The 26,356-nt window shown below is 63.9% G+C and carries 24 protein-coding genes; 15 read left to right on the top strand and 9 right to left on the bottom strand.

The annotated features are described in order from the left end of the window. The first annotated feature begins 51 nt into the window (after positions 1-51). Together CAG44_RS11650 and CAG44_RS11645 are read left to right on the top strand one after the other, a co-directional pair. Complete coding sequence (locus CAG44_RS11650; RefSeq protein ID WP_025340541.1) at positions 52-684, top strand: glutathione S-transferase family protein; 633 nt, start codon at positions 52-54, stop codon at positions 682-684. Further along, on the top strand, positions 681-1,625 hold the full coding sequence (locus CAG44_RS11645) for a Nudix family hydrolase (protein WP_085692176.1): 945 nt from the start codon (positions 681-683) through the stop codon (positions 1,623-1,625). Before CAG44_RS11650 ends, CAG44_RS11645 begins: the two co-directional genes overlap by 4 nt. Before the next feature lie 125 nt (positions 1,626-1,750). On the opposite strand, the gene CAG44_RS11640 is transcribed toward CAG44_RS11645, so the two are convergent. From CAG44_RS11640 to CAG44_RS11630, 3 genes are read right to left on the bottom strand one after another with little or no spacing between them, the layout of a single operon-like run. Further along, on the bottom strand, positions 1,751-2,317 hold the full coding sequence (locus tag CAG44_RS11640; protein WP_085592121.1) for a cob(I)yrinic acid a,c-diamide adenosyltransferase: 567 nt from the start codon (positions 2,315-2,317) through the stop codon (positions 1,751-1,753). A 1-nt stretch (position 2,318) separates the two neighbouring features. Further along, a complete protein-coding gene (locus CAG44_RS11635) occupies positions 2,319-4,349 on the bottom strand; it encodes an ATP-binding protein (protein ID WP_085692175.1) in 2,031 nt (676 codons plus the stop codon). Between the two features lie 38 nt (positions 4,350-4,387). After that, complete coding sequence (locus CAG44_RS11630) at positions 4,388-5,305, bottom strand: putative 2-dehydropantoate 2-reductase (RefSeq protein WP_085692174.1); 918 nt, start codon at positions 5,303-5,305, stop codon at positions 4,388-4,390. A gap of 100 nt (positions 5,306-5,405) precedes the next feature. Between CAG44_RS11630 and CAG44_RS11625 the strand changes: the two genes are divergently transcribed. The 3 genes from CAG44_RS11625 to CAG44_RS11615 all read left to right on the top strand — a co-directional run bounded on the left by CAG44_RS11625 (position 5,406) and on the right by CAG44_RS11615 (position 8,307). Then, positions 5,406-5,891, top strand: coding sequence for a YajQ family cyclic di-GMP-binding protein (locus CAG44_RS11625; protein WP_016713577.1), 486 nt, complete (start codon positions 5,406-5,408; stop codon positions 5,889-5,891). A 114-nt stretch (positions 5,892-6,005) separates the two neighbouring features. Beyond that, the gene (locus CAG44_RS11620) at positions 6,006-6,848 is read left to right on the top strand and encodes a mechanosensitive ion channel family protein (RefSeq protein WP_085692173.1); all 843 of its coding nucleotides are present in this window, start codon (positions 6,006-6,008) and stop codon (positions 6,846-6,848) included. Between the two features lie 214 nt (positions 6,849-7,062). Next, positions 7,063-8,307, top strand: coding sequence for an MFS transporter (locus tag CAG44_RS11615; protein ID WP_085692172.1), 1,245 nt, complete (start codon positions 7,063-7,065; stop codon positions 8,305-8,307). Positions 8,308-8,378: 71 nt separating this feature from the next. Here CAG44_RS11615 and CAG44_RS11610 read toward each other — a convergent pair whose 3' ends face one another. After that, positions 8,379-9,926: an AmpG family muropeptide MFS transporter gene (locus CAG44_RS11610; RefSeq protein WP_025340534.1), complete on the bottom strand. Its 1,548-nt coding sequence runs from the start codon at positions 9,924-9,926 to the stop codon at positions 8,379-8,381. Positions 9,927-9,969: 43 nt separating this feature from the next. Beyond that, positions 9,970-10,323 (bottom strand): MGMT family protein, encoded by a 354-nt coding sequence (locus CAG44_RS11605; protein ID WP_085592113.1) that lies wholly within the window; start codon positions 10,321-10,323, stop codon positions 9,970-9,972. A 166-nt stretch (positions 10,324-10,489) separates the two neighbouring features. On the opposite strand from CAG44_RS11605, the gene CAG44_RS11600 reads away from it, so the two are divergent. The 5 genes from CAG44_RS11600 to groL all read left to right on the top strand — a co-directional run bounded on the left by CAG44_RS11600 (position 10,490) and on the right by groL (position 15,268). Next, entirely contained in the window at positions 10,490-11,500 is a 1,011-nt protein-coding gene (locus tag CAG44_RS11600; RefSeq protein WP_085692171.1) for a DUF481 domain-containing protein, read from the top strand. A gap of 190 nt (positions 11,501-11,690) precedes the next feature. Continuing rightward, the gene (locus CAG44_RS11595) at positions 11,691-12,422 is read left to right on the top strand and encodes a HugZ family protein (protein ID WP_085692170.1); all 732 of its coding nucleotides are present in this window, start codon (positions 11,691-11,693) and stop codon (positions 12,420-12,422) included. A 67-nt stretch (positions 12,423-12,489) separates the two neighbouring features. Continuing rightward, complete coding sequence (locus tag CAG44_RS11590) at positions 12,490-12,951, top strand: FxsA family protein (protein ID WP_025340530.1); 462 nt, start codon at positions 12,490-12,492, stop codon at positions 12,949-12,951. 334 nt (positions 12,952-13,285) lie between these two features. Then, complete coding sequence (locus CAG44_RS11585; protein WP_003260750.1) at positions 13,286-13,579, top strand: co-chaperone GroES; 294 nt, start codon at positions 13,286-13,288, stop codon at positions 13,577-13,579. A 48-nt stretch (positions 13,580-13,627) separates the two neighbouring features. Then, positions 13,628-15,268, top strand: coding sequence for a chaperonin GroEL (gene groL / locus CAG44_RS11580; RefSeq protein ID WP_085592107.1), 1,641 nt, complete (start codon positions 13,628-13,630; stop codon positions 15,266-15,268). Positions 15,269-15,941: 673 nt separating this feature from the next. Here groL and CAG44_RS11575 read toward each other — a convergent pair. Then, positions 15,942-16,670 carry a phosphatase PAP2 family protein gene (locus CAG44_RS11575; protein ID WP_085592104.1) on the bottom strand — a complete coding sequence of 243 codons (729 nt, stop codon included), beginning with the start codon at positions 16,668-16,670 and terminating at the stop codon, positions 15,942-15,944. Positions 16,671-16,853: 183 nt separating this feature from the next. Here CAG44_RS11575 and colR point away from each other — a divergent pair, with 183 nt between their 5' ends. The 5 genes from colR (at position 16,854) to CAG44_RS11550 (ending at position 20,566) form a co-directional block, all read left to right on the top strand. Next, positions 16,854-17,537 (top strand): two-component system response regulator ColR, encoded by a 684-nt coding sequence (gene colR / locus CAG44_RS11570; RefSeq protein ID WP_003255215.1) that lies wholly within the window; start codon positions 16,854-16,856, stop codon positions 17,535-17,537. Further along, complete coding sequence (locus CAG44_RS11565) at positions 17,527-18,837, top strand: HAMP domain-containing sensor histidine kinase (protein ID WP_085592102.1); 1,311 nt, start codon at positions 17,527-17,529, stop codon at positions 18,835-18,837. The genes colR and CAG44_RS11565 overlap by 11 nt, the downstream gene beginning before the upstream one ends. Positions 18,838-18,944: 107 nt before the next feature. After that, positions 18,945-19,628, top strand: coding sequence for a class I SAM-dependent methyltransferase (locus tag CAG44_RS11560; RefSeq protein WP_025340527.1), 684 nt, complete (start codon positions 18,945-18,947; stop codon positions 19,626-19,628). Between the two features lie 6 nt (positions 19,629-19,634). Next, positions 19,635-20,336 (top strand): lipopolysaccharide kinase InaA family protein, encoded by a 702-nt coding sequence (locus CAG44_RS11555; protein ID WP_025340526.1) that lies wholly within the window; start codon positions 19,635-19,637, stop codon positions 20,334-20,336. After that, the gene (locus CAG44_RS11550) at positions 20,333-20,566 is read left to right on the top strand and encodes a hypothetical protein (RefSeq protein ID WP_085592097.1); all 234 of its coding nucleotides are present in this window, start codon (positions 20,333-20,335) and stop codon (positions 20,564-20,566) included. The genes CAG44_RS11555 and CAG44_RS11550 overlap by 4 nt, the downstream gene beginning before the upstream one ends. Before the next feature lie 254 nt (positions 20,567-20,820). Here the strand turns inward: CAG44_RS11550 and CAG44_RS11545 are convergent, their stop codons facing one another. From CAG44_RS11545 to CAG44_RS11535, 3 genes are all read right to left on the bottom strand, one after another. Further along, positions 20,821-23,865 carry a multidrug efflux RND transporter permease subunit gene (locus CAG44_RS11545; RefSeq protein WP_085692169.1) on the bottom strand — a complete coding sequence of 1,015 codons (3,045 nt, stop codon included), beginning with the start codon at positions 23,863-23,865 and terminating at the stop codon, positions 20,821-20,823. Between the two features lie 12 nt (positions 23,866-23,877). Next, complete coding sequence (locus tag CAG44_RS11540; protein ID WP_075046245.1) at positions 23,878-25,026, bottom strand: efflux RND transporter periplasmic adaptor subunit; 1,149 nt, start codon at positions 25,024-25,026, stop codon at positions 23,878-23,880. 232 nt (positions 25,027-25,258) lie between these two features. Next, complete coding sequence (locus CAG44_RS11535) at positions 25,259-26,356, bottom strand: DUF1513 domain-containing protein (protein WP_013974083.1); 1,098 nt, start codon at positions 26,354-26,356, stop codon at positions 25,259-25,261.

Raw genomic sequence — 26,356 nt, 5'->3', positions numbered from 1 at the left:
GCGAAAGGGCTGCAAAGCAGCCCCAAAATTCCCAAACGATGGAGCCGAACCATGAGCTATCACCTGATCATCGGCGACAAGCTGTATTCCTCCTGGTCGCTGCGTGGCGCCCTGGCCCTCGAGCTGGCTGGCGTGCCTTACGAAGAAACACTGATCAAACTCAACCAGCCTGACACCCGTCAGCGCATCCTCGCCTTCTCTGCCACCGGCAAGGTACCGCTGCTCAAGACCGAGCACGGTGTCATCGCCGACTCGCTGGCCATTGCCGAATACCTCAACGAACGCCACCCCGACGCCCAGCTGTGGCCTGCCGACGTGGCGGCTCGGGCCCAGGCCCGTTCGGCCTGCGCGCAGATGCACAGCGGCTTCTTCGCCCTGCGCGGTGCCATGCCGTTCGACCTGTCGCGCGACCAGGCGCTGGACAGCGTGCCGCTGGAGGTTCAAATCGATATCGACCGTATCGTTGCACTGTGGTCCGAATGCCGCCTGGTGGCCAAGGACAGCGGCCCGTTCCTGTTCGGCAAGCCAAGCCTGGCCGATGCCTTCTTCGCCCCGGTGGCCGTACGCCTGCGCACCTACCGCGTGGAAGTGCCTGCGGAGGCGGCGGCCTATATCGAAACCATTTACCATTGGCCGGCCTTCCAGGCCTGGCAGCAGGCTGGCCTGGCGGAGCGTGAAGGGTGAAACGGATTCATGTTGTAGCCGCTGTCATTCGTGGTACTGACGGCCGCATTCTGATCGCACGGCGTGCCGATACCCAGCACCAGGGCGGCCTGTGGGAATTCCCGGGCGGCAAGGTGGAAGAGGGTGAGGGCGTCGAGGCGGCGCTGGCCCGCGAGCTGCGCGAGGAGCTGGGCATCGAGGTAAGCCGTTCGCGTGCGCTGATCAAGGTCAGCCACGACTACCCGGACAAGCAGGTGCTGCTGGACGTGCGCGAGGTCGAGGCGTTCACCGGCGAGCCGCATGGCGCCGAGGGCCAGCCGCTGGAATGGGTTGCCCCACGTGATTTGCCCCAGTACGAATTCCCCGAGGCCAATAAACCGATCGTTGCAGCCGCGCGCCTGCCGGACCAGTACCTGATCACCCCCGATGGCCTGGAAGTGCCGCAGATGCTCAAGGGCATCCAGAAGGCGGTGGCCAGCGGCATTCGCCTGATCCAGTTGCGTGCCCCGGACATGTACGACCCCAAGTACCGCGATGTGGCGGTGGATGCGGTCGGCCTGTGCGCGGGCAAGGCGCAGTTGATGCTCAAGGGGCCGCTGGAGTGGCTGGGTGACTTCCCAGCCGCGGGTTGGCACCTGACGGCTGCACAACTGCGCAAGTATGCCGCCAACGGCCGGCCGTTCCCCAAGGAGCGCTGGCTGGCGGCGTCCTGCCACAGTGCCGAAGAGCTGGCGCTGGCGGAGCAGATGGGCGTGGACTTCGTCACCTTGTCGCCGGTGCAGGCAACCCTGACACACCCTGAGGCGGTGCTGCTGGGGTGGGACGAGGCACAGCGGTTGATTGCCGGGTTCAACAAGCCGGTCTACCTGCTGGGTGGGGTAGGCCCGGGTGAGCGCGAGCAGGCCTGGGAAGCGGGGGCACAGGGTGTGGCCGGGATCCGGGCGTTCTGGCCTGAGATCTGAGTTGCCTGTAATTGGGGCCGCTTTGCGGCCCATCGCCGGCAAGCCAGCTCCCACAGAGGCAGCACAGACCGGGCTCTGTGGGAGCTGGCTTGCCGGCGATGGGCTGCGCAGCAGCCCCAAAAATATCAGCCCAGCGGCTTTTCAGCAGGTTGCCACAAAACCTCAGCCACCCCCTGCCGCCGCCCAATGATCCGCGCCGCCACGAACAGCAGATCCGAAAGCCGGTTGATATACGCCAACCCAACCCCCGCCAACGGCTCCAGCGCATTCAGCTGCTGGCACCGCCGCTCCGCACTGCGCGCCAGGCTCCGGCACACATGCGCCTGTGCCACCAGCGCCGAGCCACTGGGCAAGATGAAGTTCTTCAACGGCCCCAGCTCTTCATTCCACACATCGATCGCTGCTTCCAGGCGTTCCACTTCCGCCAGGTTCAACGCCTGATAACTGGGCATCGCCAGCTCACCGCCCAAGTCGAACAGGCGGTGCTGACACGGCGCCAACACTGCGCTCACCTCATCCAACCCTTGTTCGGCCAGCCCCGCCAGCAGCAAACCCAGCTGGCTGTTCAGGCTGTCCACCTCGCCAATCGCCTCGATCCGTGGGTGGTCCTTGGGCACCCGACGCCCGTCGCCCAGGCCGGTTTCGCCTTTGTCGCCGGTGCGGGTGTAGATCTTCGACAGGCGGTAACCCATGTCATTTCTCCGTTTTGGCCGGCGCCACCGCTGCCGGCTGGCCGAGGGGCAGGCGCAGGGTGAAGCAGGTACCCTGGCCGGGCGTGGATTGCACTTCCATCTGCCCCTTGTGGTTGTTGGTGATGATGAAGTACGAGACCGACAGGCCCAGCCCGGTGCCCTGGCCGATTTCCTTGGTGGTGAAGAACGGCTCGAAGGTGCGTTTGCGCACCCCCTCGGGCATGCCGACGCCGTTGTCCTCGACCTGGATTTCCGCCCATGGCGGGCTCAAGCGGGTGCGCAGGGTGATGCGCCCGGGCTCGCTCGGCTGCGGCCGCTGGTGGATGGCCTGGGCGGCGTTTTTCAGCAGGTTGAGCAGCACCTGCTCCAATTCGTTGGCGGTGCACGGCACCTGCCCCAGTTCGGGGTCGAACTGGCGCACGATGGCCTGGCCCTTGAAGTCGAAGCCGATGGCCAGGTCGAAGTCGTTGCCGGCAATCTCCACCGCCTGATCGATCAGCGCCGGCAGGTCGCACGGCGCCAACTGGCGGTTGCTGCGGCGGCTGAAACTGAGCATGTGGGTGACGATCTTCGCCGCACGCGCTCCGGCCTGCTGGATGCCGTCGAGCAATAGCGGCACTTCGCGACTCTCCAGGTAACGGTTGACCGTGGGCAGGTCGATGCCCAGTTCCTCGGCCTGCTCCTGGTTGCGCGGCAACTCGGGTGACAGGCGCCGGCGGATGTTCTGCACGTTATGCAGGATCGCGCCTAGCGGGTTGTTGATCTCGTGGGCCATGCCGGCGGCCAGGCCACCGACCGAAAGCATCTTCTCCGATTGCACCATCATTTCCTCAAGCGACAGGCGCTGGGTGATGTTGTCGATACGGATGACCACGCCACGGCCGCCGCCACCGGTCAGCGGGTAGAAGGTCAGGGCGTAGTGGCGCAGGTCGTCGCCTTTGGGCCAGGTGACCCGCTCGATCTTCGCCACCCGATGCTTTTCCACGGTTTCCTTCAGCTGTGGCAGGAACGGTTTGAGCGGTTCGAAGGCGATGAAGATCGGCTGGTTCAGCGCTTCGTCCAGTGGCGTGCCGGAAAGCACCGTGGCTTCGTGATTCCACTGGGTCACGTAGAGCTGTTCGTCGAGGGCGATCAGCGCCGAAGGCATCGAGTCGATGATGCTGTTGAGGTAATTCTGGAAGCCGGTGAGTTTCTTCTCGATCTTGCTGCGCACCTGGACTTCCAGCTCCAGCTTGCGGTTGGTATGGCGGGTTTCCTCGGCCAGGCCCTGGGCCTGGTCATAGGCCTCCTGGAACTCGTCGCGGGTGCGCTTGAGCTGCTGTTCGCGGGCCTCGATGCGCGAAAGCATGGTGTTGAACGCTTCGGCCAGGCTGCCGATTTCGTCGTCGTTGCCGCGATGCGCACGCAGGGCATAGCTTTCTTCGCGGGTGACCTGGCGGCTGAGCTCTTCGAGCTGGTTGATCGGCTGGGTGATCAGGCGTTTGATCTGCCGGGCGATGACGATCCACAGCAGGATGCTGAACACCAGGATACCCAGGCTGGCGCTGAGGGTGCCGGTGTAGAAAGCCGTGGGCAGTTCGCTGCTGGCCACCAGCAGCAGATGCGCGGGCGGGTTGGCGTCACGTGGCATGCGGATCAGCTGGGTGCTGCGAAACTCCATCAGGCGCCAGCCGTCGATGTCGCGAAAACGCCTGGGCAACGCCAGCGGCTCGCCGTGCTGCAGTTGCGCCAGTATGCGGCCATCGCCACCGTAGACGGCGGCGGCGCGCAGCGGCGTGTAGCTGTCCAGTTCCTTGAGCAGGGCGCTGGCGGTGTCCGGGCTGTCGCTGGCGCGGGCTGCCAGTTGCGGGTTGGCCACCAGCCGGCCGATGGTGTGCAGCGCCTGTGGCGCCATGCTTTCCTGGGTGATCCAGTAGGCGGCGCTGATGAAGGTGAGGTTGGCCACCAGCAGGATGGTCACCAGCAACACCAGCAGGGCCGCCAGCAGCTTCTGCCCGACCGGGAGGTTTTCCAGGCGTTGGCGCAAGGTCATGGGCTAGGCAATGTCCATATCCGGTTGAAAGGGTCGCGTCAGTCGCAGGGCAAACCACGCACGCGCAGGTTATCGACCAGGTGCTGCAGCAGGCGTTCCAGCTGTGGCAGCTGCAAGCCATGACGGCCAGCGGCGCGGCAGGCGTGGCCAAGCAGGTAGTGCACCTCGGTGCGCCGGCCAGCGCGTACATCCTGGTACATGGAAGAGTAGTTGGCTGCGGTGGCAAGGATCACCCGCTGTACTTCTTCGTTCAGCCCGTCTGCCGCTTCTGGCTGGCCACAACGGCGCAGCAGCTGGGCCAGCTCGACGCACAGGGCGTCCACTTCGCCCAGGTGCCCTAGCAGCCCGCCGTTCTGGCAGTCGTGCAGCACGGTCAGCGGGTTGATGGCGCAATTGAGCGCCAGCTTGCGCCACAGGCGGGTGAGGATATCCACCGTCCATTCGGCGGGTATGCCGGCCTCGTGCAGGTCATCGAACCAGGTCGGGATCGTCGGGTTGCGTGGGTCGCCCAGCCAGTTGAAGCCGTGGCCGGCAAAGCGTACCTGCCAGTCACCCTCGCGGAACGCCCCTTCGGTACTGGAGGCGAAGATGCAGCGCGCGTGGGGCACCAGGTCGGCGACTTCGTCCTGGCTGCCCAGACCGTTCTGCAGCAGCACCACCTCGGCGCCCTCGGCCAGGCGCGCTGCCACGCCGGCAATGGCCGGGGCAGCGTCGTAGGCCTTGCAGGCCACCAGCAGACGGTGGATCGGGCCGTGTGCCTGCGCGGTTTCGGCGGGGATGGCGTAGTGGCGGGGCTGGTCCTGTTCGACCAAGGTAAGGCCGCCGGCCTGCTGGTAGGCCTGCAGCCGTTGCCCGTCGCGCAGGATCAGGCGTACTGCCTTGCCCGCGCGCGCCAGGCGGCAAGCCCACAGGCTGCCCAGGCTACCGGCGCCGAGAATATGCCAGGTGCTGCTCATATGCGTTTCGCAACCCGTTATAATGAGCCCGCATTTTAACCGTCAAACCCAGCGCGCTCCATCTTCAGCCTGAGCGCGCTTTTATTTTGGGAGAACAACCATGCCTTCGTTCGACGTGGTATCGGAACTGGACAAGCACGAAGTGCAGAACGCGGTCGACAACGCCATCAAGGACCTGGACCGCCGCTACGACCTCAAGGGCAAGGGTACCTTCGAGTTCAAGGACAAAGAGCAGACCGTGATGCTCACCGCCGAGGAAGAGTTCCAGCTCGAAGCGATGCTGGAAATCCTGCGCCTGGCGCTGGTCAAGCGCAAGATCGACGTGAAGTGCCTGGAAACCAAGGACCCGTACGCCTCGGGCAAGGAAAAGAAACAGGAAGCCAAGTTCCGCGAAGGCATCGACAAGGACCTGGCGAAGAAGATCGTCGCCACCATCAAGGATGGCAAGCTGAAAGTGCAGGCCGCCATCCAGGGCGAACAGGTACGCGTTACCGGTAAAAAGCGTGACGACCTGCAGGAAGCCATTGCCCTGCTGCGTACCAAGGAATTCGACATGCCGTTGCAGTTCAACAACTTCCGCGACTGATGTGGGCACCACCCGGAACCCCGATGGCGAAATGATGTCCATGGGGGCCGGGGCTGCGCAATCGCGCGCGGCCTGTTCTACCGTGTACTTGCCGCTCGGCATCAGGAGATGAATATGGATTTGAACGCTGAAGTCGATCAGCTGGTCCGCCAATCCCAGACCTGGATTCCCTTGATCATGGAATACGGCAGCCGTGTGCTGCTGGCGCTGCTGACCCTGGCGGTCGGCTGGTGGATCATCAACAAGGTCAGCGGCCGCCTGGGCAGGCTGGTTGGCCTGCGCAACGCCGACCTGGCGCTGCAGGGCTTCATCAGCACCCTGTCGAATATCGTGCTGAAAGTGCTGCTGTTCGTCAGCGTGGCATCGATGATCGGTATCGAGACCACCTCGTTCGTTGCCGCCATCGGTGCCGCGGGCCTGGCCATCGGCCTGGCTTTGCAGGGCAGCCTGGCGAACTTCGCCGGCGGTGTGCTGATCCTGATGTTCCGCCCGTTCCGCATCGGTGACTGGATCGAGGCGCAAGGCGTGGCTGGCACCGTCGACAGCATCCAGATCTTCCACACCGTGCTGCGCACCGGTGACAACAAGACTGTGATCATGCCCAACGGCAGCCTGTCCAACGGCATCATCACCAACACCAACCGCCAGCCGACGCGCAAGGTGGTGTTCGATGTGGGCGTGGACTACGAGGCCGACCTGCAGAAGGCCCGCAACGTGCTGTTGGAGCTGGCGCAGGACCCGCGTGTACTGCCCGACCCGGCGCCGCAGGCGGTGGTCGCGACCCTGGGCGACAGCTCGATCACCGTGTCGTTGCGCTTGTGGACCAAGACTGCCGATTACTGGGATGTGATGTTCATGCTCAACGAGCATGCGCGCGACCGATTGAAGGCTGAAGGGATCGACATTCCGTTCCCGCAGCGGGTGATTCGCGTGGTGCAGGAGACTGCAGCGCAGTAATACCGCGTTGAAGCCGGGGCCGCTTCGCGCCCCATCGCCGGCAAGCCAGCTCCCACAGGGTTATCACAGTCTTCAGGCCTGTGTCGTACCTGTGGGAGCCGGCTTGCCGGCGATGGGGCGCGAAGCGGCCCCGGCTTTTTACACTTGTTCACAGCAATACCCCGCCATTTCTGGCATATAGCCTGACCCCACCTGCCACACCCGATACGCCATCATGAAACCACTGCTGTACATCACCCCCCTGCGCGCCTTGCTGTTCGGCCTGACCCTGGCGCTGTTCGAGCTGCTCACCTACCTGGCCAGCGATGCCGTCATGCCGGCCATGCCGGTGGTGGTCGGCGACCTGAACGCCAGCCCCGAATACATTCCCCACGCCCTCAACCTGTACCTGCTGGGTGGCGTGGTGCTGCAATGGCTGATCGGCCCGCTGGCCGACCGTTATGGCCGGCGCCCGTTGCTGCTGATTGGCTGCGCGTTCTTCGGCCTGGCCTGCCTGGCCACCTTCTGGGTCCACGACATCGGCCTGTTCAACTTGCTGCGCCTGCTGCAGGGCATCGGCCTGGGCTTTGTGGTCACGGTCAGCTACCCGGCCCTGAACGAAGCCTTCAGCGAAGCGGACGCCGTGCGTATGATGGCCCTGCTGGCCAACATCGCCTTGCTCTCGCCACTGCTCGGGCCGCTGGTGGGCACCTTGCTGCTGCAGTGGCTGGACTGGCGCTGGCTGTTCGTGGCCTTTGCCATCGGCGCGGTTCTGGCCTGGCTGCTGCTGCACCGGCTGATGCCGGAAACCCTTGGCGTGGAACGCCGTGATGGCTCGCGCCTGGCATTCACGCCCATCCACCTGCTGCCGCTGCTGGCCGGTTACGGCCAGTTGCTGGCCAACCGCCGCTTTGTCGCTGGTAGCGCGGCCCTGGGCCTGGTCGGTCTGCCGCTGATTGGCTGGATCGGCCTGTCGCCGGTGCTGCTGATCCACGACGAGGGGCTGAGCACCATGGAGTACGCCTTGTGGCAGTTGCCGGTGTTTGGCGGGCTGATCCTGGGCAACCTGATCATCAACCGCATCGCCGACCGCTATCCGCTGCCGGCGCTGGTGCGGGGTGCGTTGTGGCCATACCTGGCCGGCTTGTGCCTGATGGTGCTGGCGACCTGGTACTGGCCGAGCGTGACCAGCGTGGTGGCGGGCATGTCGCTGTACGCATTGGGATTGGGCGTGGCCAACGCGGTGCTGTATCGCATGACGCTGTTCGCCAGCGAGCAGAGCAAGGGCCTGGTCTCGGCCATGCTGGGGATGATCACCATCGCCTTGCTGGGGTTGGGTGGGGCGGTGCTGGCGATGATTGGCGCCGGGGCCAGCTTGCTGCACTTTGCCCTGGCGGCGGGTGTGGCGGGGGCCTTGGCGCTGTGGCCGCTGTGGTTTGTGGTGGGTGGAAGGCCTGGGGAAGGGGCTGTCACTCAATAATCTTTGATTACCTGTACCGGCCTCTTCGCGGGCAAGCCCGCGAAGAGGCCGGTACAGGCAATACAAATCTGTCAGGGCCGCTCGGCCGCCGAACCTTCCTCTGCCACCGGTTTGCCCGGCCCGGCCTCCTGGCGCCACTGCAGGGCAATCAGGATCAAGGTCGGCACGCCCAGCAGGGCAGTGATCAGGAAGAAGTCGTGGTAACCGAACTTCTCCACCATCACCCCCGAATAACCCCCGATCAGCCTTGGCAACAGCAGCATGATCGAACTGAGCAACGCGTACTGGGTAGCCGAGAACTTCAGGTTGGTCAGGCTCGACAGGTAGGCGACGAAGGCCGAGGTGGCCATGCCGGAGCTGAAGTTGTCCAGCGAGATGGTCACCACCAGCATCTGCAGGTTCGGGCCCATGTCGGCCAGCATCAGGAACAGGATGTTGGTGCCCGCCGAGGCCACACCGCCGATGAACAGGATCGGCATGATGCCGAAGCGCACGATCAGCAGGCCACCAACCCCGGCGCCGACCAGGGTCATGATCAGGCCGAAGATCTTGCTGACGCTGGCGATCTGGTCCTTGGTGAAGCCCATGTCGATGTAGAACACGTTGGCCATCACGCCCATCACCGTGTCCGACATGCGATAGGTGGCGATCAGGCCGAGCAGCAGCAGGGCCTGCCAGCGGTAGCGGGCGATGAAGTCGTTGACCGGGGTCAGTACTGGGGCCAGGCCGCGACGACCCAGGCTCGACAGGCACGCCCAGGTCAGCAGCACGTAGAGGATCAGGCGCAGGAAGGCGCGGTCTTCCAGCAGCAGGTCCAGTGGCGTGGCATCACCGGAGATGACGCTGGACCAGCCGGTATTGAACATCTGGGTGAAGCTGGCCGGTACCGAAACCAGCAGGATGATCAGTACGAACACCGAGGCCAGCTGGTGCACCAGCCCATAGCGCGCTGCCGACAGCTGGGTACGCATGGGTACGGGCGGTTCGCGCATGATCAGGGTGGTGAACACGGCGGGCAGCATCATCACCGCGAACATGACGTAGGTGCCGGCCCAGGCCTTGTGCAGGTAGCTGAAACCGGTGGAGCCGAACCACTCGGCGAAGAACAGTGCACCAGCCGTGGCCAGCAGGGCCGCCACGCGGTAGCCGGCCATGTAGCTGGCAGCGAGCGCAGCCTGGCGCTGGTCGTCGGCGATTTCCAGGCGGTAGGCATCGACGGCGATGTCCTGGGTAGCGGAGGCGAAGGCTACCAGCACCGCCAGGGCGATCAGCCATGACAGGTGCTGCTGCGGATCGCACAGGCTCATGCCGACCAGCCCGACCACCACCAGCGCCTGCGACAGCAGCAGCCACGAACGCCGACGCCCCAGGCTGCCGAGCAGTGGCAGGCGCCATTGGTCGAGCAGCGGCGACCACACCCACTTGAAGGCGTAGGCCAGGCCGATCAGGCTGGCGTAGCCAATGGTCTCGCGGGCCACGCCGGCTTCGCGCAACCACACCGAAAGGGTGGAGAACACCAGCATGTAAGGCAGACCGGCAGCGAAGCCGAGCAGCAAAAGTACCAAGGTTGACGGGCTGGCATAGGCAGCAAGCGCAGCGCGCCAGGTTTTACGGGGCATGGGCCAACATCTGCCTCAAGTTTGCGAAAACAAAGCGCGCACTCTAACCGCTGTGCTCCATCGGGCGCCAGCCATGGCGCGTCATATCCACACGATTGTTGGTTACATTTACACCCTCCGCACGCAGTCGCGCCCGTTGTTCATCCCCAGACGGGGTACCCAGTGCCAGGCTCAGCCGGCCACCTGCGCCAAGCACCCGGTGCCAGGGCAGGCGAGTGTCCGCGGGCAGTTGCCCGAGGGTACGCCCGACCCAGCGTGCCGCCCGCCCAAGCCCCGCCAGTTCGGCCAACTGGCCATAGCTGACTACCTTGCCGGCCGGCACTTGGCCGAGTACCGAATACAGCGCCGTTCGTCGGCCCTCGGCGGAGTCCAGGGCGTGCTCATATCCGTCAGACATCAGGCCCCCACTGGGCTGCAGATGAAACCGGACCGGCGGTCTGGCAAATGAGAGTTGAACTCAACGGCATGCTCCCGGTCTTTCCTTGCTCTGGTCGTGGTTATCTGGATAATGCCCGGCTTTTTTCGTCAAATCGAACCCGTAGTCCGCAAATCATAGCCCGCTTATGTATTCTAGATCCTTGTTGTGCCTGCTTGCTGTTTCCCTGTGCGCCTCCCCGGTGTTCGCCGACACCGTGTGGATGAAGAACGGCGACCGGCTCAGCGGCAAGATCAAAGTCTTCGACGGCGGCAAGCTGCTGCTGGAAACCCCCTATGGCGGTTCCATCGCCCTGGACTGGAAAGAAGTCCAGACCCTGGAGAGCGACCAGGAGATGCTGGTCAAGCAGGACGCCTACAGCGGTGAGCGCGCCAAGTCGCTGAAGGCCGCCGAGCCCGGCAAGGTGACCTTGGCCAATGGCGAGGCGCCGAAGACCGTGGAGCTGGCCAGCATCGAGCAGATCATGAAGCCCAAGCCACTGGTCGAGGACTTCGTGTGGAAGGGCAACGTCGACGTGGCGCTGGACTACAAGCGCGCCGAGAACGATACCGACGACTACGACGTCGGCTTCAAGACCAGCGCCCGCCATGGCCGTTGGCGGCACAACGCCGAAGGCGAATACAACCGCGAGACCAAGGACGACGTCACCACCACCGACAACTGGAGTGCCGAGTACGCCCTGGACCGCTTCCTCACCGAGAAGTGGTTCTGGCAGGGGCGCGTGGAGTACAAGCGCGACCGCATCGAAGACCTCGCCCGCCAGCGCACCGTGGGTACCGGCCCGGGTTACCAGTTCTGGGACGACGAACTGGGCGCATTCTCGCTGGGTTCGCTGATCAACCGTACCGACTTCGAATACCAGGATGGCGCCAAGGACAACTTCTATTCCGCGGCGGTGAAGTGGGACTACACCCGCTACCTGATTGGCAAGAACGTGCAGCTGTTCACCAACGGCGAGTTCGCCAAGCCGCTGGGTGGCGTGGCCGACTACGCGCTGGATGCCGAGATTGGCCTGCGCTACAAGGTCACGGAGTGGGCCTCGCTCAACCTCAAGGCGGAGAAGGACGTCATCACCGGTACGCGGGACAGTGACCTGGACAAGACCCGCTATACCGCAGGCTTCGGCGTTACCTGGTAAACCGCCGGGGGCGCGTTGCGCCCCTAGCGCCGGCAAGCCAGCTCCCACAGGTACTGCACAGGCCTTGGCATTGCGCGGTCAGTGTGGGAGCTGGCTTGCCGGCGATAGGGCTGCGTAGCAGCCCCATTGGCACTGGATCTGATAATGCTTATCTTGTCCCATCCAGCCCGATATCAGGAGCCGCCCCCAAGTGAGTACCAATGCCATCCGCCCCGCCCGGGAGCTGCTGCTCAAGGAGTACCGCGGCGTGCTCTCGACCCATTCCAAGTCGATGCCCGGCTTCCCCTTCGGCTCGGTCGTGCCGTACTGCCTGGACGCTCAGGGCAACCCGCTGATCCTCATCAGCCGCATCGCCCAGCACACCCACAACCTGCAGAAAGACCCCAAGTGCTCGCTGCTGGTGGGCGAACGCGAAGCCGAGGACGTGCAGGCCGTGGGGCGCCTGACGGTGATGGCCGAGGCGCACAAGCTGGTGGAGGAGGCCGCCATCGAGGCCGCCGCCGAGCGCTACTACCGTTATTTCCCGGACGCGGCCAACTACCACAAGGCCCACGACTTCGACTTCTGGGTGCTGCAGCCGGTGCGCCACCGCTACATCGGCGGCTTCGGCGCGATCCACTGGCTTGACCAGGTAACCCTGGCCAACCCGTTCGCCGGTAAAGCCGAGGCGAGCATGGTCGAGCACATGAACAACGACCACGCCAACGCCATCGCCCACTATGTGCAACTGACCGAGCTGCCAAGCCATGCGCCAGCGGAGATGGTCGGGGTAGACAGCGAAGGCATGCACCTGCGTATCGGCCAGGCGGTGCACTGGTTGCCTTTCCCAAGTACTTGCAACACGCCGACACAAGTCCGCGAAGCCCTGGTTTTGCTGGCACGCGCCGACCAGTGGCCAGTTGCGACGGAAGTCGAGGGTTGAAAAGCCGAGCGCCCGCATCCATTTGTTGGTCTTACAGGAAGGGTCTCTTCCGACGAGGAATGCTTTGATGCGTGCTTTTCTACTGTTGTTTCTACTGTTTCCCGTGCTGGAGCTGTTCGTCTTCGTGAAGGTCAGTGCCGCCATCGGTTTCTTCCCGGCGCTGCTGCTGATCATCGCCGGCTCCGCCCTGGGTGTGCTGGTGATGCGCGTGGCCGGTCTGGCCACCGCACTGCGCGCCCGTGAAAGCCTGCAGCGTGGCGAACTGCCCGCCGAGGACATGTTCCAGGGCATGATGCTGGCCGTTGGTGGTGGCCTGCTGTTGCTGCCAGGTTTCATCAGCGACGTGCTGGGCCTGCTGTGCCTGCTGCCATTCACCCGTCACCTGGCCGCGCGCAAGATGCGCGAGCGTGCCGAGGCCCAGGCCATGCGCCAGCGCGCCTTCCAGGACGACCCGTTCCAGGCCCGGCCGCAGGATGGCGGGCATCGGCCGAATGTGATCGAAGGCGAGTACGAGCGCCGCGACAAGTAATAGCCGGGGGCCGCTTCGCGGCCCTTTCGCGACACAAGGCCGCTCCCACAGGGAATGCACACCTCCTGTGGGAGCGGCCTTGTGTCGCGAAAGGGGCGCGCAGCGGCCCCAGCTTTTTGCGGGGCCAAGGCGCTAATGAAAAATTTTCTGAAACAAGCCTTGTAATTGAATATGGCGGCCTCATGTATGTGGTCACCGCAAGGTTTCTGGTGGCGACACCAGACATTACACAGGTGCTTCGCCCATTGCGGATCACCCCCGGCAACGCCGGACTGCATCAAACCGCCGGTGTCGACACCGGCCGATGAAAACCACTATTTGGGAGAGATCGACAATGAAGCTTCGTCCTCTGCATGACCGCGTCGTTATCCGTCGCAGCGAAGAAGAATCGAAAACCGCTGGCGGTATCGTCCTGCCGGGTTCGGCCGCTGAAAAACCAAACCGCGGCGAAGTCGTCGCCGTCGGCACCGGTCGCATCCTGGACAACGGCGAAGTTCGCGCGCTGGCCGTGAAAGTGGGTGACAAAGTGGTTTTCGGCCCTTACTCGGGCAGCAACACCGTGAAAGTCGATGGCGAAGACCTGCTGGTCATGGCCGAGAACGAAATCCTCGCCGTTATCGAAGGCTGATTTCCCCGACTTCCCGTTACTCCAAAGAATTCCAAGGATTAAACGATCATGGCTGCTAAAGACGTAAAATTCGGCGACTCCGCTCGTAAGAAAATGCTGGTTGGTGTCAACGTTCTGGCTGACGCGGTAAAAGCGACCCTGGGCCCGAAAGGCCGTAACGTGGTGCTGGCCAAGAGCTTCGGCGCGCCGACCATCACCAAGGACGGCGTTTCCGTCGCCAAAGAAATCGAGCTGAAAGACGCCTTCGAGAACATGGGCGCCCAGCTGGTCAAGGAAGTTGCTTCCAAGGCCAACGACGCTGCCGGTGACGGCACCACCACCGCTACCGTCCTGGCTCAGGCCATCGTCAACGAAGGCCTGAAAGCCGTCGCTGCCGGCATGAACCCGATGGACCTGAAGCGCGGCATCGACAAGGCCACCGCTGCCGTCGTCGCCGAGCTGAAGAACCTGTCCAAGCCATGCGCCGACTCCAAGGCCATTGCCCAGGTAGGTACCATCTCCGCCAACTCCGACAACTCCATCGGTGAAATCATTGCCGAAGCCATGGAAAAAGTCGGTAAAGAAGGCGTGATCACCGTTGAAGAAGGCTCGGGCCTGGAAAACGAACTGTCGGTCGTGGAAGGCATGCAGTTCGACCGTGGCTACCTGTCGCCCTACTTCGTCAACAAGCCGGACACTATGGTTGCCGAGCTGGAAGGCCCGCTGCTGCTGCTGGTCGACAAGAAAATCTCCAACATCCGTGAGCTGCTGCCAGTTCTGGAAGCCGTTGCCAAGGCCGGCCGCCCACTGCTGATCGTTGCCGAAGACGTTGAAGGCGAAGCCCTGGCTACCCTGGTAGTCAACAACATGCGCGGCATCGTCAAGGTTGCTGCGGTCAAGGCTCCGGGCTTCGGCGACCGCCGCAAGGCCATGCTGCAGGACATCGCCGTCCTGACTGGCGGCCAGGTCATCTCCGAAGAAATCGGCCTGTCCCTGGAAACCGCTACCCTGGAGCACCTGGGTAACGCCAAGCGCGTCATCCTGTCCAAGGAAAACACCACCATCATCGACGGCGCTGGCGCCGACACCGAGATCGAAGCACGCGTCAAGCAGATCCGTGCCCAGATCGAAGAGACTTCCTCGGACTACGACCGTGAGAAGCTGCAAGAGCGTCTGGCCAAGCTGGCTGGCGGTGTTGCCGTGATCAAGGTCGGTGCTGGCACCGAAGTTGAAATGAAAGAGAAGAAAGCCCGCGTTGAAGACGCCCTGCACGCTACCCGTGCAGCCGTTGAAGAAGGCGTGGTGCCTGGCGGTGGTGTGGCCCTGGTTCGCTCCCTGGCTGCCATTGCCGACCTCAAAGGCGACAACGAAGACCAGAACGTCGGTATCGCCCTGCTGCGTCGCGCCGTTGAAGCGCCGCTGCGCCAGATCACTGCCAACGCCGGCGACGAGCCAAGCGTTGTCGCTGACAAGGTCAAGCAAGGTTCGGGTAACTTCGGTTACAACGCTGCTACCGGCGAATACGGCGACATGATCGAGATGGGCATTCTGGACCCAGCCAAGGTCACCCGTTCGGCGCTGCAAGCTGCTGCTTCGATCGGCGGTCTGATGATCACCACCGAAGCCATGGTTGCCGACCTGCCGGAAGACAAGCCAGCTGCTGGCATGCCTGACATGGGCGGCATGGGTGGCATGGGCGGCATGATGTAAGCCAGCCTTACCCCCTGCACCATGAAAAGCCCCGGTTCGCGAGAACCGGGGCTTTTTTGCTTTCCTGTTGGGGCCTTTTGGGCTGCTTTGCAGCCCATCGCGACACAAGGCCGCTCCTACAGGATTGCGCCAACACTGGGACTTGCGCTGTACCTGTGGGAGCTGGCTTGCCGGCGAAAGGGCCGCAAAGCGGCCCTTGGTTCAGGCGATGCTGAAGGCATGCTGGCATGCCAAGCCAGTCTTACCCCCTGCACCATCAGAAAGCCCCGGTTCGCGAGAGTCGGGGGCTTTTTCGTTTGCCAGTGAGGGCCATCGGGGCTGCTGCGCAGCCCATCGCCGGCAAGCCAGCTCCCACAGGATTGTGCCAACACTGGGACTTGCGCTGTACCTGTGGGAGCTGGCTTGCCGGCGAAAGGGCCGCAAAGCGGCCCCTGGTTCAGGCGATGCTGCAGGCATGCTGGCATGCCGTAAGCCAGCCTTACCCCCTGCACCATCAGAAAGCCCCGGTTCGCGAGAGTCGGGGCTTTTTTGTTTTCCTGTGAGGGCCATTGGGGCTGCTTTGCAGCCCATCGCGACACAAGGCCGCTCCTACAGGATTGCGCCAACACTGGGACTTGCGCTGTACCTGTGGGAGCTGGCTTGCCGGCGAAAGGGCCGCAAAGCGGCCCCTGGTTCAGGCGACGCTACGCTCGGCAGCAGGCACCTCAGCCATTCCCCGACGATACAGAACCAGGTAATACGACCCCAAGCCGATCAACCAGCAGAACACCGCCGTCCACACGTTGTGCGAAAGAAAGTGCGCCCCTTGCATCATCCTCCCCAGCGAAAGCACCGACCCGGCCACTAAGGCCACCGCCAACGCGACCCGCGCCAGCCTCGGCTTGCGATCACGCAACATGAAGAACAGCCCGAACAGGCAGAACCCGGTGGCGGCATGCCCGCCCGGCCAGCACAGCCCGGGCTTGTCGGTCGCCGGCCGCGGCTCCAGCAGCTTGCTGTAGGTTTCCTTCCCGCCAAACTGGGTCAGGCTCCACGGGCATTGCACCTGGGTCACTTTCTTCAGCGGTGTGACAAACGCCGTGGACAGGCCCAGTGCCAGCACCAGGCAGCCCAGCTCACGGCGCCAGCCGAACAGGCGCTTCCAGAAGAAGCTGGCAGCAAAGGTCACCAGTGACATCACCCCCAGCAGGATCACCCCCTGCTTGACCCGGTCATGCAGGATGTTCTCCAGCAAATAGCTGTGGCGGCCGATGAATTGCCCGGCAGCAGGGTCGAAGAACAGGTTGGCAATGTCCATGTCGACCGAGGTCAGTTCCAGCAGGATCAAGCCAAGCGCGGTCGCCAGGGGTAGCCCAAGGTACAGCCAGAAATTGATCGGGCGAGGGCGGGTTGGTTGCTGCATGACGGCTCCAGGGCGCGAAAAAGAACGGGCATTGTCGGCCGCCCGCTATCCTGTGTCCGTGAAGGATCAGTGAAAAAACCGTCAAGTGCGCTGAATTTTCCCTGGGGCTGGCACCCTGCAGGCATAGGCCTTAAGCTGCGCCTGCCGCGCACCACAGCGAGAAGCGCCGCACAGGAGAAACCGATGCGCATTCTTTTGGTTGAAGACAACCGCGATATCCTGGCCAACCTGGCCGATTACCTGGGCATGAAGGGCTACACCGTCGACTGCGCCCAGGATGGCCTGTCCGGCCTGCACCTGGCTGCCACCGAGCACTACGACCTGATCGTGCTTGACATCATGTTGCCGGGCATCGACGGCTACACCCTGTGCAAGCGCCTGCGCGAAGACGCCCGCCGCGATACGCCGGTGATCATGCTCACCGCCCGCGACCAACTGGACGACCGCCTGCAAGGCTTCCGCTCCGGTGCCGACGATTACCTGCTCAAGCCCTTCGCCCTGTCGGAGCTGGCCGCCCGCATCGAAGCGGTGCTGCGCCGGGCCCAAGGCGGCGGGCGCCGCACCTTGCAGGTGGCCGACCTCAGCTATGACCTCGACACCCTCGAAGTCACCCGCCAGGGCCGCTTGCTCAAGCTCAACCCGGTCGGCCTCAAGCTGCTGGCGGTGCTGATGCAGAAGAGCCCGCACGTATTGCGTCGCGAAGTGCTGGAAGAAGCCCTGTGGGGCGATGACTGCCCTGACAGCGACAGCCTGCGCAGCCATGTGCACCAGCTGCGCCAGGTGATCGACAAGCCGTTCGAAAAACCGTTGCTGCATACCGTCCATGGCGTCGGCTATCGCCTCGCCGAGGGCCGTGATGGAGTTTAAGCAAAGCCTTGCCCAGCGCATCATCATCGCCTTTGCCCTGATGAGCGCGCTGGTGGCCGGGGCCTTCGCCTTCGGCATCGTCGGCACCGTGCACCTGGTCGAAGAGCGGCTGATTTCCTCGGTGCTGGGCGGTGACCTGCAACGCCTGCTGCGCATGGACAGCGTCAGCGACTGGAGCCACCGGCCACGCCCCGACCAGCTGTTCTACTTCAGCGGCGGGCGTGACGACTTCGAGCTGCCCAAGGACCTGCGCCACCTCGACCGCGGCTTCCACGAGGTATTCCGCGATCAGCTGTCGTACCACGCCATGGTCGAGATCGTCGATGGCCGCCGCTATGTGCTGCTGCAGGACCAGAGCGACTTCGAGGAACGCGAGCGCGTGCTGTTCGCGGTGGTGGTGGTGGGCTTCCTGCTCAGCCTGGTGCTGGCGGCCATCCTCGGCTGGCTGGTGGCGCGCCGAGTGATGGCGCCGGTGATCCGCCTGGCGCGCCAGGTACGCCACCGTGATCAGTTGCTGGGCCTGGCCCCGCCGCTGGCGCCGGACTATGCCGCGGACGAAGTCGGCCAGCTGGCGGTAGCCTTCGACGATACCCTGGGCCGCCTGCGCGATGCGCTGACCCGCGAACGGTTGTTCACCAGCGATGTCAGCCATGAACTGCGCACGCCCTTGATGGTGCTGGCCACCTCGTGCGAACTGCTGATGGAAAACCCGACGCTGGACGCCCGCTCGCGCAGCCAGGTGGAGCGCGTGGCGCGGGCCACGGAAGAAATGCGCGAACTGGTCAAGACCTTCCTGATGCTGGCCCGGGCACAGCGCGACGAGGGCGCCGTGGCTTCGCGGGCCACCCTGCGGGAAGTGGCGGACGAACTGGTCGGGGTCTGGCGCGACACCATCGAGCAAAAGGGCCTGGCCCTGTATTTCGATGGTCGCGTCAGTGCCAGCCCGGTGCTGTACAACGCCACCTTCCTGCAATCGGTGATGGGCAACCTGCTGCGCAATGCCGCGCACTACACCGACAGCGGCTACATCCGCCTGAGCCTGGAAGCCAACGGCTTCAGCGTGGAGGATAGCGGTGTAGGTATCCCGGAGGAGCAGCGCGAGGCGATGTTCCGGCCGTTCGTGCGCGGCGACGAGCGGCGCGGCGAGGGCCTGGGCCTGGGCCTGTCGTTGGTACAGCGGATCTGCGACGACCAGGGCTGGCATGTCACCCTGACCTCGACCTTGCCGCACGGCTGCCGTTTCATGGTGGACCTGAGCAATACCGCGGCCAAGGGCGACCCGGAGGCTTTGGTCGAGTAATCTGTTGTAACAGGTCATTCGGCGCTCAACATATTTTTCACATCGGCATGACCTGATTCCTACGCTTGCTTACCTAATGTGGGCGGAATGGAGTCAGGAGATGCCCAATGCGTAGCCCCATCAAGCTTGAATTTTCCGAGAAGTACGACAAAGAACATGCGCGCGAGTACTTTCTCAAGCACCAGGATGGCCTGGCGCGACGCCTTTCCCACAAGCGTGATGAGCAGCTGGCGCGTCGCGCCTTGGCATTGGCTGGTGAGCCTGGGCTAGTCCTCGACCTGCCATGCGGTGCCGGCCGCTTCTGGCCATTGCTGGCAGAAAAGCCCAACCGGGTGATCATCGGCGCCGACAACTCCGAAGCGATGATCGAGACAGCCTGTACCGCGCAAGCGCCAGAGGTGGTTGCACGGGTACGCCCTTTGCAGACTTCGGCATTTGCCATCGACTTGCCGGACAACTCGGTGGACAGCATTTTCTGCATGCGCCTGTTCCACCACATTGGCGAAGCGGCGCACAGAAAGACCATTCTTTCGGAATTTCAACGGGTTAGCCGTGATAGTGTGATCCTGTCATTGTGGGTGGATGGTAACTTCAAGGCCTGGCGCCGGAAAAAACTGGAACAGCGTCGCAGCGCCAGAAAGGGCGACCAGGACAATTACCAGAACCGTTTTGTGTTACCGGCCGACACGGTCGAAGAAGAATTCCGAGCCGCCGGCTTCAGAATCCAGGAACGCCTCGACTTCCTGCCGTTCTATGCCATGTGGCGGGTATATGTATTGCGTAAGGGGTAGTGTTTGATGGCTGTAGCCCAGAGAGGGGAGTCGCGGTTCGATTTTTACTGGCGCCAGCAGGGCGAGTGGGTCGAGGAGCCTAACCAGCGCCGTGGTGGCGAGAGTGGTGTGCAACGCCTCGACGATGGCAATGGCAAGTTGCTGTATGCCAAGCGCCAGGTCGGGCATATCTACCGTAGCCTGCTGCACCCTTTCGGCCGGCCGACGGTATTGCGTGAACTCGATGCGTTGAACAGCTTCGAGCAACTGGGCGTACGTGTACCGCGCATCGTCTTCTGTGGCGCCGAGCGTGGTGCCGACCAGCAGTGGCGTGCGCTGCTGGTGAGCGAAGCACTCGACGGCTTCGTCGAACTCGACACCTGGCATGCCGAAGGTGCCCGCGAGCGTTACCCGCAGGTGGTGCATGAGCGCATGCTCAAGGACCTGGCGGACAACCTGGCGCGCATGCACCTGGGGCACTGGCAGCACGGCTGCCTGTATGGCAAGCACGTGTTCATCAAGGTGATTGGCGAGGGCGAGCAGGCCCGGGTCGAGGTCGCCCTGCTGGACCTGGAAAAATGCCGGCGGCGCATCAGCTGCCAGCGCGCGGCGGGCAATGACCTGCGCCAGCTGCGTCGCCATTCGTCGATCAATGACGCGGAATGGCAAACACTGCTCTACTTTTACCAGATGGCGTTTGGCAGCGCTGTCAAAGGGTTAGGGCAATGAAACTAGAAATAGCTCGAGCTTTGTTCCTGGTAGCTGGCCTGGCGGTGACCACCGCGGCGGTGGCTGCGTGGGAAGAGCCGAGGCCGACAGTGTTCAGCAAGGCCGAACTGGCCGACCAGTGCGCGTTGCCGCGGGATGTGAAACCGCAGCAACAGGCCGAGGCCGCGCCGGATCAGGACCTGTTGCTGTTCCTGTTCGGCATGCGCCAGGGGTTGCGGCCGTTCGGTTGAACCCGGTGTAGATGGAAATGCCAGAGGCCTCGCGATTGCGGGGCCTCTGGCATTTTTGCATCTGCCTTGCCGGCCTCTTCGCGGGCTTGCCCGCTCCCACAGGTATGGCACCGGTCCTGAAACTGGTGCCGCACCTGTGGAGATGGAAATGCCTTGCCGGCCTCTTCGCGGCTTGCCCGCTCCCACAGGTATGACTCCGGTCCTGAAACTGGTGCCGCACCTGTGGGAGCGGGCGAGCCCGCGAAGAGGCCGGTTCAGGCAACCGATGTTTCCCTGGCAACCGCCTTGTGCGCCAGCAGGGTGTAGATACAAGGCAACACGAACAGGGTAAACAGCGTGCCGATCGACATCCCGGTGGCAATCACCGTACCGATGTCGAAGCGGCTGACCGCCCCCGCCCCGGTCGCCAGGATCAGCGGCACCATGCCGAACACCATTGCCGCCGTGGTCATCAGCACCGGCCGCAGGCGAATCGCCGCGGCTTCCTCGATCGCCTCGCGCACGCTCAGGCCGCGCTCCTCACGCAACTGGTTGGCAAACTCGACAATGAGGATGCCGTGCTTGCTGATCAGCCCGATCAGCGTCACCAGCCCGACCTGGGTGTAGATGTTCATGCTCGATACGCCCAGGAACAGCGGCAACAGCGCGCCACAGATCGACAACGGCACCGTCACCAGAATCACCAGCGGGTCGCGGAAGCTTTCGAACTGCGCCGCCAGCACCAGGAAGATGATCGCCAACGCCAGGCCGAAGGTCACCCACAGCGCGCTGCCTTCCTGTACGTACTGGCGCGCCACGCCGGCATAGTCGAAGGCGAAGCCTTCCGGAGCCTCTTCGCGGGCGATGCCCTGCACGGTCTGCAGCGCCTCGCCCAGGCTGACCATGGGCACGCCCTGGATGATCGCCGAGTTCAGCTGCTGGAACTGGTTGAGCTGGCGCGGGCGGGCGCGGTCGGTGAGGGTGATGAGGGTGGATAGTGGCAGCAGCTGGCCCTGGTCGTTCTTCACGTAGTAGTTGTTCAGCCAGCCGGGGTTGTCGCGGTACGGCCGCTCGACCTGGGCAATCACCTTGTAGCTGCGGCCTTCGAGGGTGAAGCGGTTGATTTCCGCCTCGCCCAGCAAGGTAGCAAGGGTGCTGCCCAAGGTGTCCATCGAAACCCCCATCTGCGCCGCCTTGGCCCGGTCGATATCCACCACCACCTCGGGCTTGTCGAAGGCCAGGTCGATGTCGAGGAAGGCGAACTTGCCGGATTCCTGGGCGCGGGCCTTGATGCGCTGGGCCACATCCAGCAGTGCCGGGTAGTCGCCAGCGCTGTTGATGACGAACTGGAATGGCAGGCCCTCGCCGGTGCCGGGCAGCGACGGCAGGTTGAAGCCGAAGATCTGCAGGCCGCTGATTTCCTCGAGCTTGCTCTGCACCAGCGGCAGCAGCTCCATCTGCGTGCGCTCGCGCTCGTTCCAGGGCTTGAGCAGAAAGCCGCCGATGCCGGTCTGCACGCCATTGAAACCGTTGATCTGGAACGATGAGTAGTACTCGGGGAAAGCCTTGAACAGCGGGGTGAATTCGTCGGTATAGGCGTTGAGGTAATCAAGGTTGGCCGGCTGCGGCGAACTGCTCATCATGAAGATCACCCCCTGGTCCTCGTTGGGCGCCAGTTCGTTCTGGGTAAACTTCAGCAGTACCGGAATCAGGCACAGGATGATCACGGCAAACACCAGCACTACAGGCCGGCTGTCGAGGGTGGTGTGCAGCAGGCGCTGGTAGCGCACCTTCAGGCGTTCGAACAGCATGTCCAGGCGGTGGGCCAGACCGCTGGGGTTCTGTTCCTGGCGCAGTAGCAGCGCGCACATCATCGGTGACAGGGTGAGGGCAACGATGCCGGAGATGATCACCGCACCGGCCAGGGTCAGGGCAAACTCCTTGAACAGCGCGCCGGTGAGCCCGGTAAGGAAGCCGATCGGTGCATACACCGCCGCCAGGGTGATGGTCATCGACACCACCGGCATGGCGATTTCGCGGGCGCCCTCGAGGGCGGCGTCGAACGGTGACTTGCCTTCTTCCATGTGCCGGTGGATGTTCTCCACCACGACAATCGCGTCGTCCACCACCAGGCCGATGGCCAGCACCATGGCCAGCAGGGTCAGCAGGTTGAGCGAGTAGCCCATCATCTGCATGAAGAACAGCACACCGATCATCGACAGCGGAATGGTTACCACCGGGATCAGCACCGAACGCAGGGCACCGAGGAACAGGAACACCACCACGATGACGATCAGTACCGCTTCGCCGAGGGTCTTGATCACTTCGTCGATGGAGGCCTGGATGAACAGCGTGGCGTCGTAGGCGATCGATACCTTCAGTGCCGAGGGCAGCTGGCTTTCCAGCTCGGGCATGATGCGCCGCACTTCCTTGATGACATCCAGCGGGTTGGCGGCCGGTGTGGCCTTGATGCCGATGTACACCGATGGGGTGCCGTCGAACGAGCTGACCGTGTCGTAGTTTTCCGCCCCCATCTCGACCCGTGCCACATCGCCCAGCAGCACGCGGCTGTCGCCACTGGTCTTGACCGGCAGGGCGGCGAACGCCTCGGCCGACTTCAGCTCGGTGCTGGCGTTGATGCTGGTGACCACGTATTCGCCCTTCACCTCGCCGGCCGCGGAAAGGAAGTTGTAGCGGCGCACGGCATTGGTCACGTCGGTGGCCGACAGGCCATAGCCTGCCAGTTTCACCGGGTCGATCCAGATGCGCATGGCGAAAACTTGGTTGCCGAGGATTTCCGCTTCGGCCATGCCCGGCAGGGTCGCCAGCTTGGGCTGGATCACCCGTGACAGATAGTCGGTGATTTGCGGGTTGCTCATCTCCTTGCTGTAGAAACTGATGTACATCAGCGCCGAGGCATCGGCGGCTTCCTTGCTCAGTACCGGGTCTTCCGAGTCCTGGGGCAGCTTGTTGCGCACTTCGTTGGCCTTGGCCAGCAGTTCGGTGAACAACCGGTCGCTGTCGGCGCCGATGCGGGCGTAAATGGAAATGATCGAGAAGTTCTGCCGGCTCACCGAGGTCATGTAGTCGATGCCTTCGGCGCTGGCCAGGCTTTGCTGCAGCGGTTGGGTGATATAGCCCTGGATGGTCTCGGCGTTGGCGCCGGGGTAGGCGGTGGTCACCGTGATCAGGGCGTTTTCCATTTGCGGGTACTGGCGGATCTGCAGCTTGTTCCAGGCCTGGAAGCCCAGCAGCAGGATCAGCAGGCTGACCACGCTGGCCAGCACCGGTCGGCGGATGAACGGGTCGGTGAACGCCATGCCAGCCTCCTGTCAGTCCTTGCCCGGCGCGCCCTGTGCGGGCTTGAGGGCTTTGTCCTGGCCGATGCGGATCGCGGCGCCGGGGGTGAGCTTCAGTTGGCCGGCGGTGACCACCTGTTCCCCGGCCTGCAGGCCCTTGCTGACCACCACCACGCCGTCACGGCGCTCGCCGGTCTGCACCGTGCGCTGCTCGGCGGTGAGCTGCGGCTGGCCCTTGTCGTCGTTTTCCGGCTTGCCGTCCTTGTCCTTTTTCGGCGTGGCGACGTACACCGAGTTGCCATACAGGGTGTAGGTGATGGCGCTTTCCGGCACTACCACTTGTGGCTGCGGGTTGGGTAGCAGGATCAGCAGGCTGGCGAACATGCCCGGCAGCAGCTTGCCGTCCGGGTTGGCCATGGTCGCGCGCACCAGCAGGTTGCGCGTGGTTTCCTCGACCTTGGGGTTGATGGCGCTGAGGCTGGCGGGGAAGGTCTGGCCCGGGTAGGCGGCCACCTGCACCAGCACCTGCTGGCCCAGGCTGAGGTGCGGCAGGGCCTGTTCCGGTACGTTGAAGTCGACGTAGAGGCTGGATGTGTCCTGCAGGGTGGCGATCACCGTGCCGGCGGCCAGGTAGTCGCCGACGTCCACCTGGCGAATGCCGATGGTGCCGCTGAACGGGGCGCTGATGCTCTTCTTGGTCTTCGATGCCTTGAGCTGGTCGACCACCGCCTGGTTGCGCCGGTACTGGGCGGTGAGGCGGTCGAACTCGCCGCGGGAGATGGCCGAGTCGCCGACCAGCTGGCTGCCACGGCCGAAATCGACCTTGGCCAGGCCCAGGTCAGCCTGGGCGGTGCCGAGCAGGGCGGTTTCCTGGTCGTCGTTGAGTTGCAGCAACAGTTGCCCGGCCTTGACCTGCTGGCCCGAGTCGAAGTGCAGGGCCTTGACGATACCTTCCACCTCCAGGCTCAGCTCCACGCCCTGTAGCGCCTTGAGGCTGCCGACGGCGGGCAGGCGCTCTTGCCACGGGCGCTGTTCGGCCAAGGCGGCCGCCACGGTGATAGGCGGCTTGGGGGCAGTGAACATCTGGATCTGCTGGTAGATCGAAAAGGCTTTGTAGCCCCCCAGGGCCAGCACGATCAGCAGAACCACGGCCAACATGATGAGCATGCGGCGGCGCAGCATAGTCCGGTTCCTTGGATGCGGTTGTTATTCGCTTAGACACGACAACGGGCGATCCTGCCCACGTGTGGATGGGGGAAGTATTGACTGTTTTTTGGGGGAAGGGGAGTGGAATGCCTGGGCCGGCTTCTTCACGGGCACGCCCGCTCCCACAGGAACCGCGCAGTCAGTGGGTTGCGCGGTCCCTGTGGGAGCGGGCGTGCCCGCGAAGAGGCCGGTGAAGGCAGCAGAAAAATCAGACCAGATGCAGGTGGTTGTCCCAGAAACCGGACGGCAGGTTCATCGGTTGCCCGACCAGCTCGGCCTTGCGGCAATCATAGAACCGGCAACGGCCCTGCCCGGAGGTGACGACAAAGCCGTCCTGTACCGCGCCCACCCCCGCGCAATCGGGCATTGGCGCATCCAGCCGCACCGCGCCGCTGTCCAGGTCCCAGACGAACAGGCGGTTGGCCCGTGGCGCGGTCAGCGCCACCAGCCGCAGCTCGCTGTGGATAGCCACGCTGGCGGTGTACTGGGCCATGGCCTGCAACTGCCGCTCCGGCACCGGGAAGGCCTTGAACGGCTCGCCCGGGCGCTTGATCGCCAGCAGCTCTGCGGTTTCATCGGCATCACCCATGAACTGTTGGCAGGCGGCGATGGTGCCATCGCTGCCTACCGCCAGGTGGCGCACGCTGTTCATCTGCTGGGCCAGGGTTTCCTTGCTCAGCAGGGTACCGTCGCGCTGCATCAGCACCAGGCTCGGTTCCATGGCGTCGAGGTTCATCTCCACCCGGCTTTCGGCTTCGGTGCGGATACCGCCGTTGGCCACGATCAGCGTTTCGCCGTCCGGCAGCCAGGCCACTTCGTGCGGGCCGATACCGTGGGTCGGAATCTCCCCGCTGTGCACCAGGCGCTCGCCTTCGAAGCGGTACACACCGAGTACGCCACGCCCCGGGTCGGTGGTGTCGTTCTCGGTGGCATACAGCCATTCGCCACCTTTGTGGATGACCGCGTGGCCGTAGAAGTGCCGGTTCGGCTGCGAGGTGACGGTCTGCAGCAGGCGCCCGTCGCGCAGGTCGACCAGGTAGCTTTCGGTGCCGGGACGGCGGGCGACGAACAGGGCGATCGGCAGGTCCGGGTGATGGATGATGGCATGGCAACGTTGGGCGACCTGGGTGCTGAACACCTGGGTGCCGTCCAGGCGGAACCCGACCGCATAGTGCTTGCCGTCGCCGTCGTCACGCGCCGACAGCAGCAGGGGCTCGCTGCCTTTGTTGCGGAACAGGCTCCAGCCGCCCAGGGTGAGGGCGCTGAGCAATACGCTACCGAGTTTGAGGGCCTGGCGTCGCAGCAT

Origin of the sequence: Pseudomonas sp. B13(2017), assembly GCF_002113245.1 — a bacterium.
Taxonomy (GTDB): Bacteria; Pseudomonadota; Gammaproteobacteria; order Pseudomonadales; family Pseudomonadaceae; genus Aquipseudomonas; species Aquipseudomonas putida_Z.
This window is presented reverse-complemented; position numbering and strand designations above follow the sequence as displayed.

What these genes read in the sequence shown, in the direction of transcription:
- CAG44_RS11650 (WP_025340541.1), top strand. Translation starts at nt 52, where the DNA reads ATGAGCTATCACCTGATCATCGGCGACAAGCTGTATTCCTCCTGGTCG.
- CAG44_RS11640 (WP_085592121.1), bottom strand. Translation starts at nt 2,317, where the DNA reads ATGGGTTACCGCCTGTCGAAGATCTACACCCGCACCGGCGACAAAGGC.
- CAG44_RS11635 (WP_085692175.1), bottom strand. Translation starts at nt 4,349, where the DNA reads ATGACCTTGCGCCAACGCCTGGAAAACCTCCCGGTCGGGCAGAAGCTG.
- CAG44_RS11630 (WP_085692174.1), bottom strand. Translation starts at nt 5,305, where the DNA reads ATGAGCAGCACCTGGCATATTCTCGGCGCCGGTAGCCTGGGCAGCCTG.
- CAG44_RS11625 (WP_016713577.1), top strand. Translation starts at nt 5,406, where the DNA reads ATGCCTTCGTTCGACGTGGTATCGGAACTGGACAAGCACGAAGTGCAG.
- CAG44_RS11620 (WP_085692173.1), top strand. Translation starts at nt 6,006, where the DNA reads ATGGATTTGAACGCTGAAGTCGATCAGCTGGTCCGCCAATCCCAGACC.
- CAG44_RS11615 (WP_085692172.1), top strand. Translation starts at nt 7,063, where the DNA reads ATGAAACCACTGCTGTACATCACCCCCCTGCGCGCCTTGCTGTTCGGC.
- CAG44_RS11610 (WP_025340534.1), bottom strand. Translation starts at nt 9,926, where the DNA reads ATGCCCCGTAAAACCTGGCGCGCTGCGCTTGCTGCCTATGCCAGCCCG.
- CAG44_RS11605 (WP_085592113.1), bottom strand. Translation starts at nt 10,323, where the DNA reads ATGTCTGACGGATATGAGCACGCCCTGGACTCCGCCGAGGGCCGACGA.
- CAG44_RS11600 (WP_085692171.1), top strand. Translation starts at nt 10,490, where the DNA reads ATGTATTCTAGATCCTTGTTGTGCCTGCTTGCTGTTTCCCTGTGCGCC.
- CAG44_RS11590 (WP_025340530.1), top strand. Translation starts at nt 12,490, where the DNA reads ATGCGTGCTTTTCTACTGTTGTTTCTACTGTTTCCCGTGCTGGAGCTG.
- CAG44_RS11585 (WP_003260750.1), top strand. Translation starts at nt 13,286, where the DNA reads ATGAAGCTTCGTCCTCTGCATGACCGCGTCGTTATCCGTCGCAGCGAA.
- groL (WP_085592107.1), top strand. Translation starts at nt 13,628, where the DNA reads ATGGCTGCTAAAGACGTAAAATTCGGCGACTCCGCTCGTAAGAAAATG.
- CAG44_RS11575 (WP_085592104.1), bottom strand. Translation starts at nt 16,670, where the DNA reads ATGCAGCAACCAACCCGCCCTCGCCCGATCAATTTCTGGCTGTACCTT.
- colR (WP_003255215.1), top strand. Translation starts at nt 16,854, where the DNA reads ATGCGCATTCTTTTGGTTGAAGACAACCGCGATATCCTGGCCAACCTG.
- CAG44_RS11565 (WP_085592102.1), top strand. Translation starts at nt 17,527, where the DNA reads ATGGAGTTTAAGCAAAGCCTTGCCCAGCGCATCATCATCGCCTTTGCC.
- CAG44_RS11560 (WP_025340527.1), top strand. Translation starts at nt 18,945, where the DNA reads ATGCGTAGCCCCATCAAGCTTGAATTTTCCGAGAAGTACGACAAAGAA.
- CAG44_RS11555 (WP_025340526.1), top strand. Translation starts at nt 19,635, where the DNA reads ATGGCTGTAGCCCAGAGAGGGGAGTCGCGGTTCGATTTTTACTGGCGC.
- CAG44_RS11550 (WP_085592097.1), top strand. Translation starts at nt 20,333, where the DNA reads ATGAAACTAGAAATAGCTCGAGCTTTGTTCCTGGTAGCTGGCCTGGCG.
- CAG44_RS11545 (WP_085692169.1), bottom strand. Translation starts at nt 23,865, where the DNA reads ATGGCGTTCACCGACCCGTTCATCCGCCGACCGGTGCTGGCCAGCGTG.
- CAG44_RS11540 (WP_075046245.1), bottom strand. Translation starts at nt 25,026, where the DNA reads ATGCTGCGCCGCCGCATGCTCATCATGTTGGCCGTGGTTCTGCTGATC.
- CAG44_RS11535 (WP_013974083.1), bottom strand. Translation starts at nt 26,356, where the DNA reads ATGCTGCGACGCCAGGCCCTCAAACTCGGTAGCGTATTGCTCAGCGCC.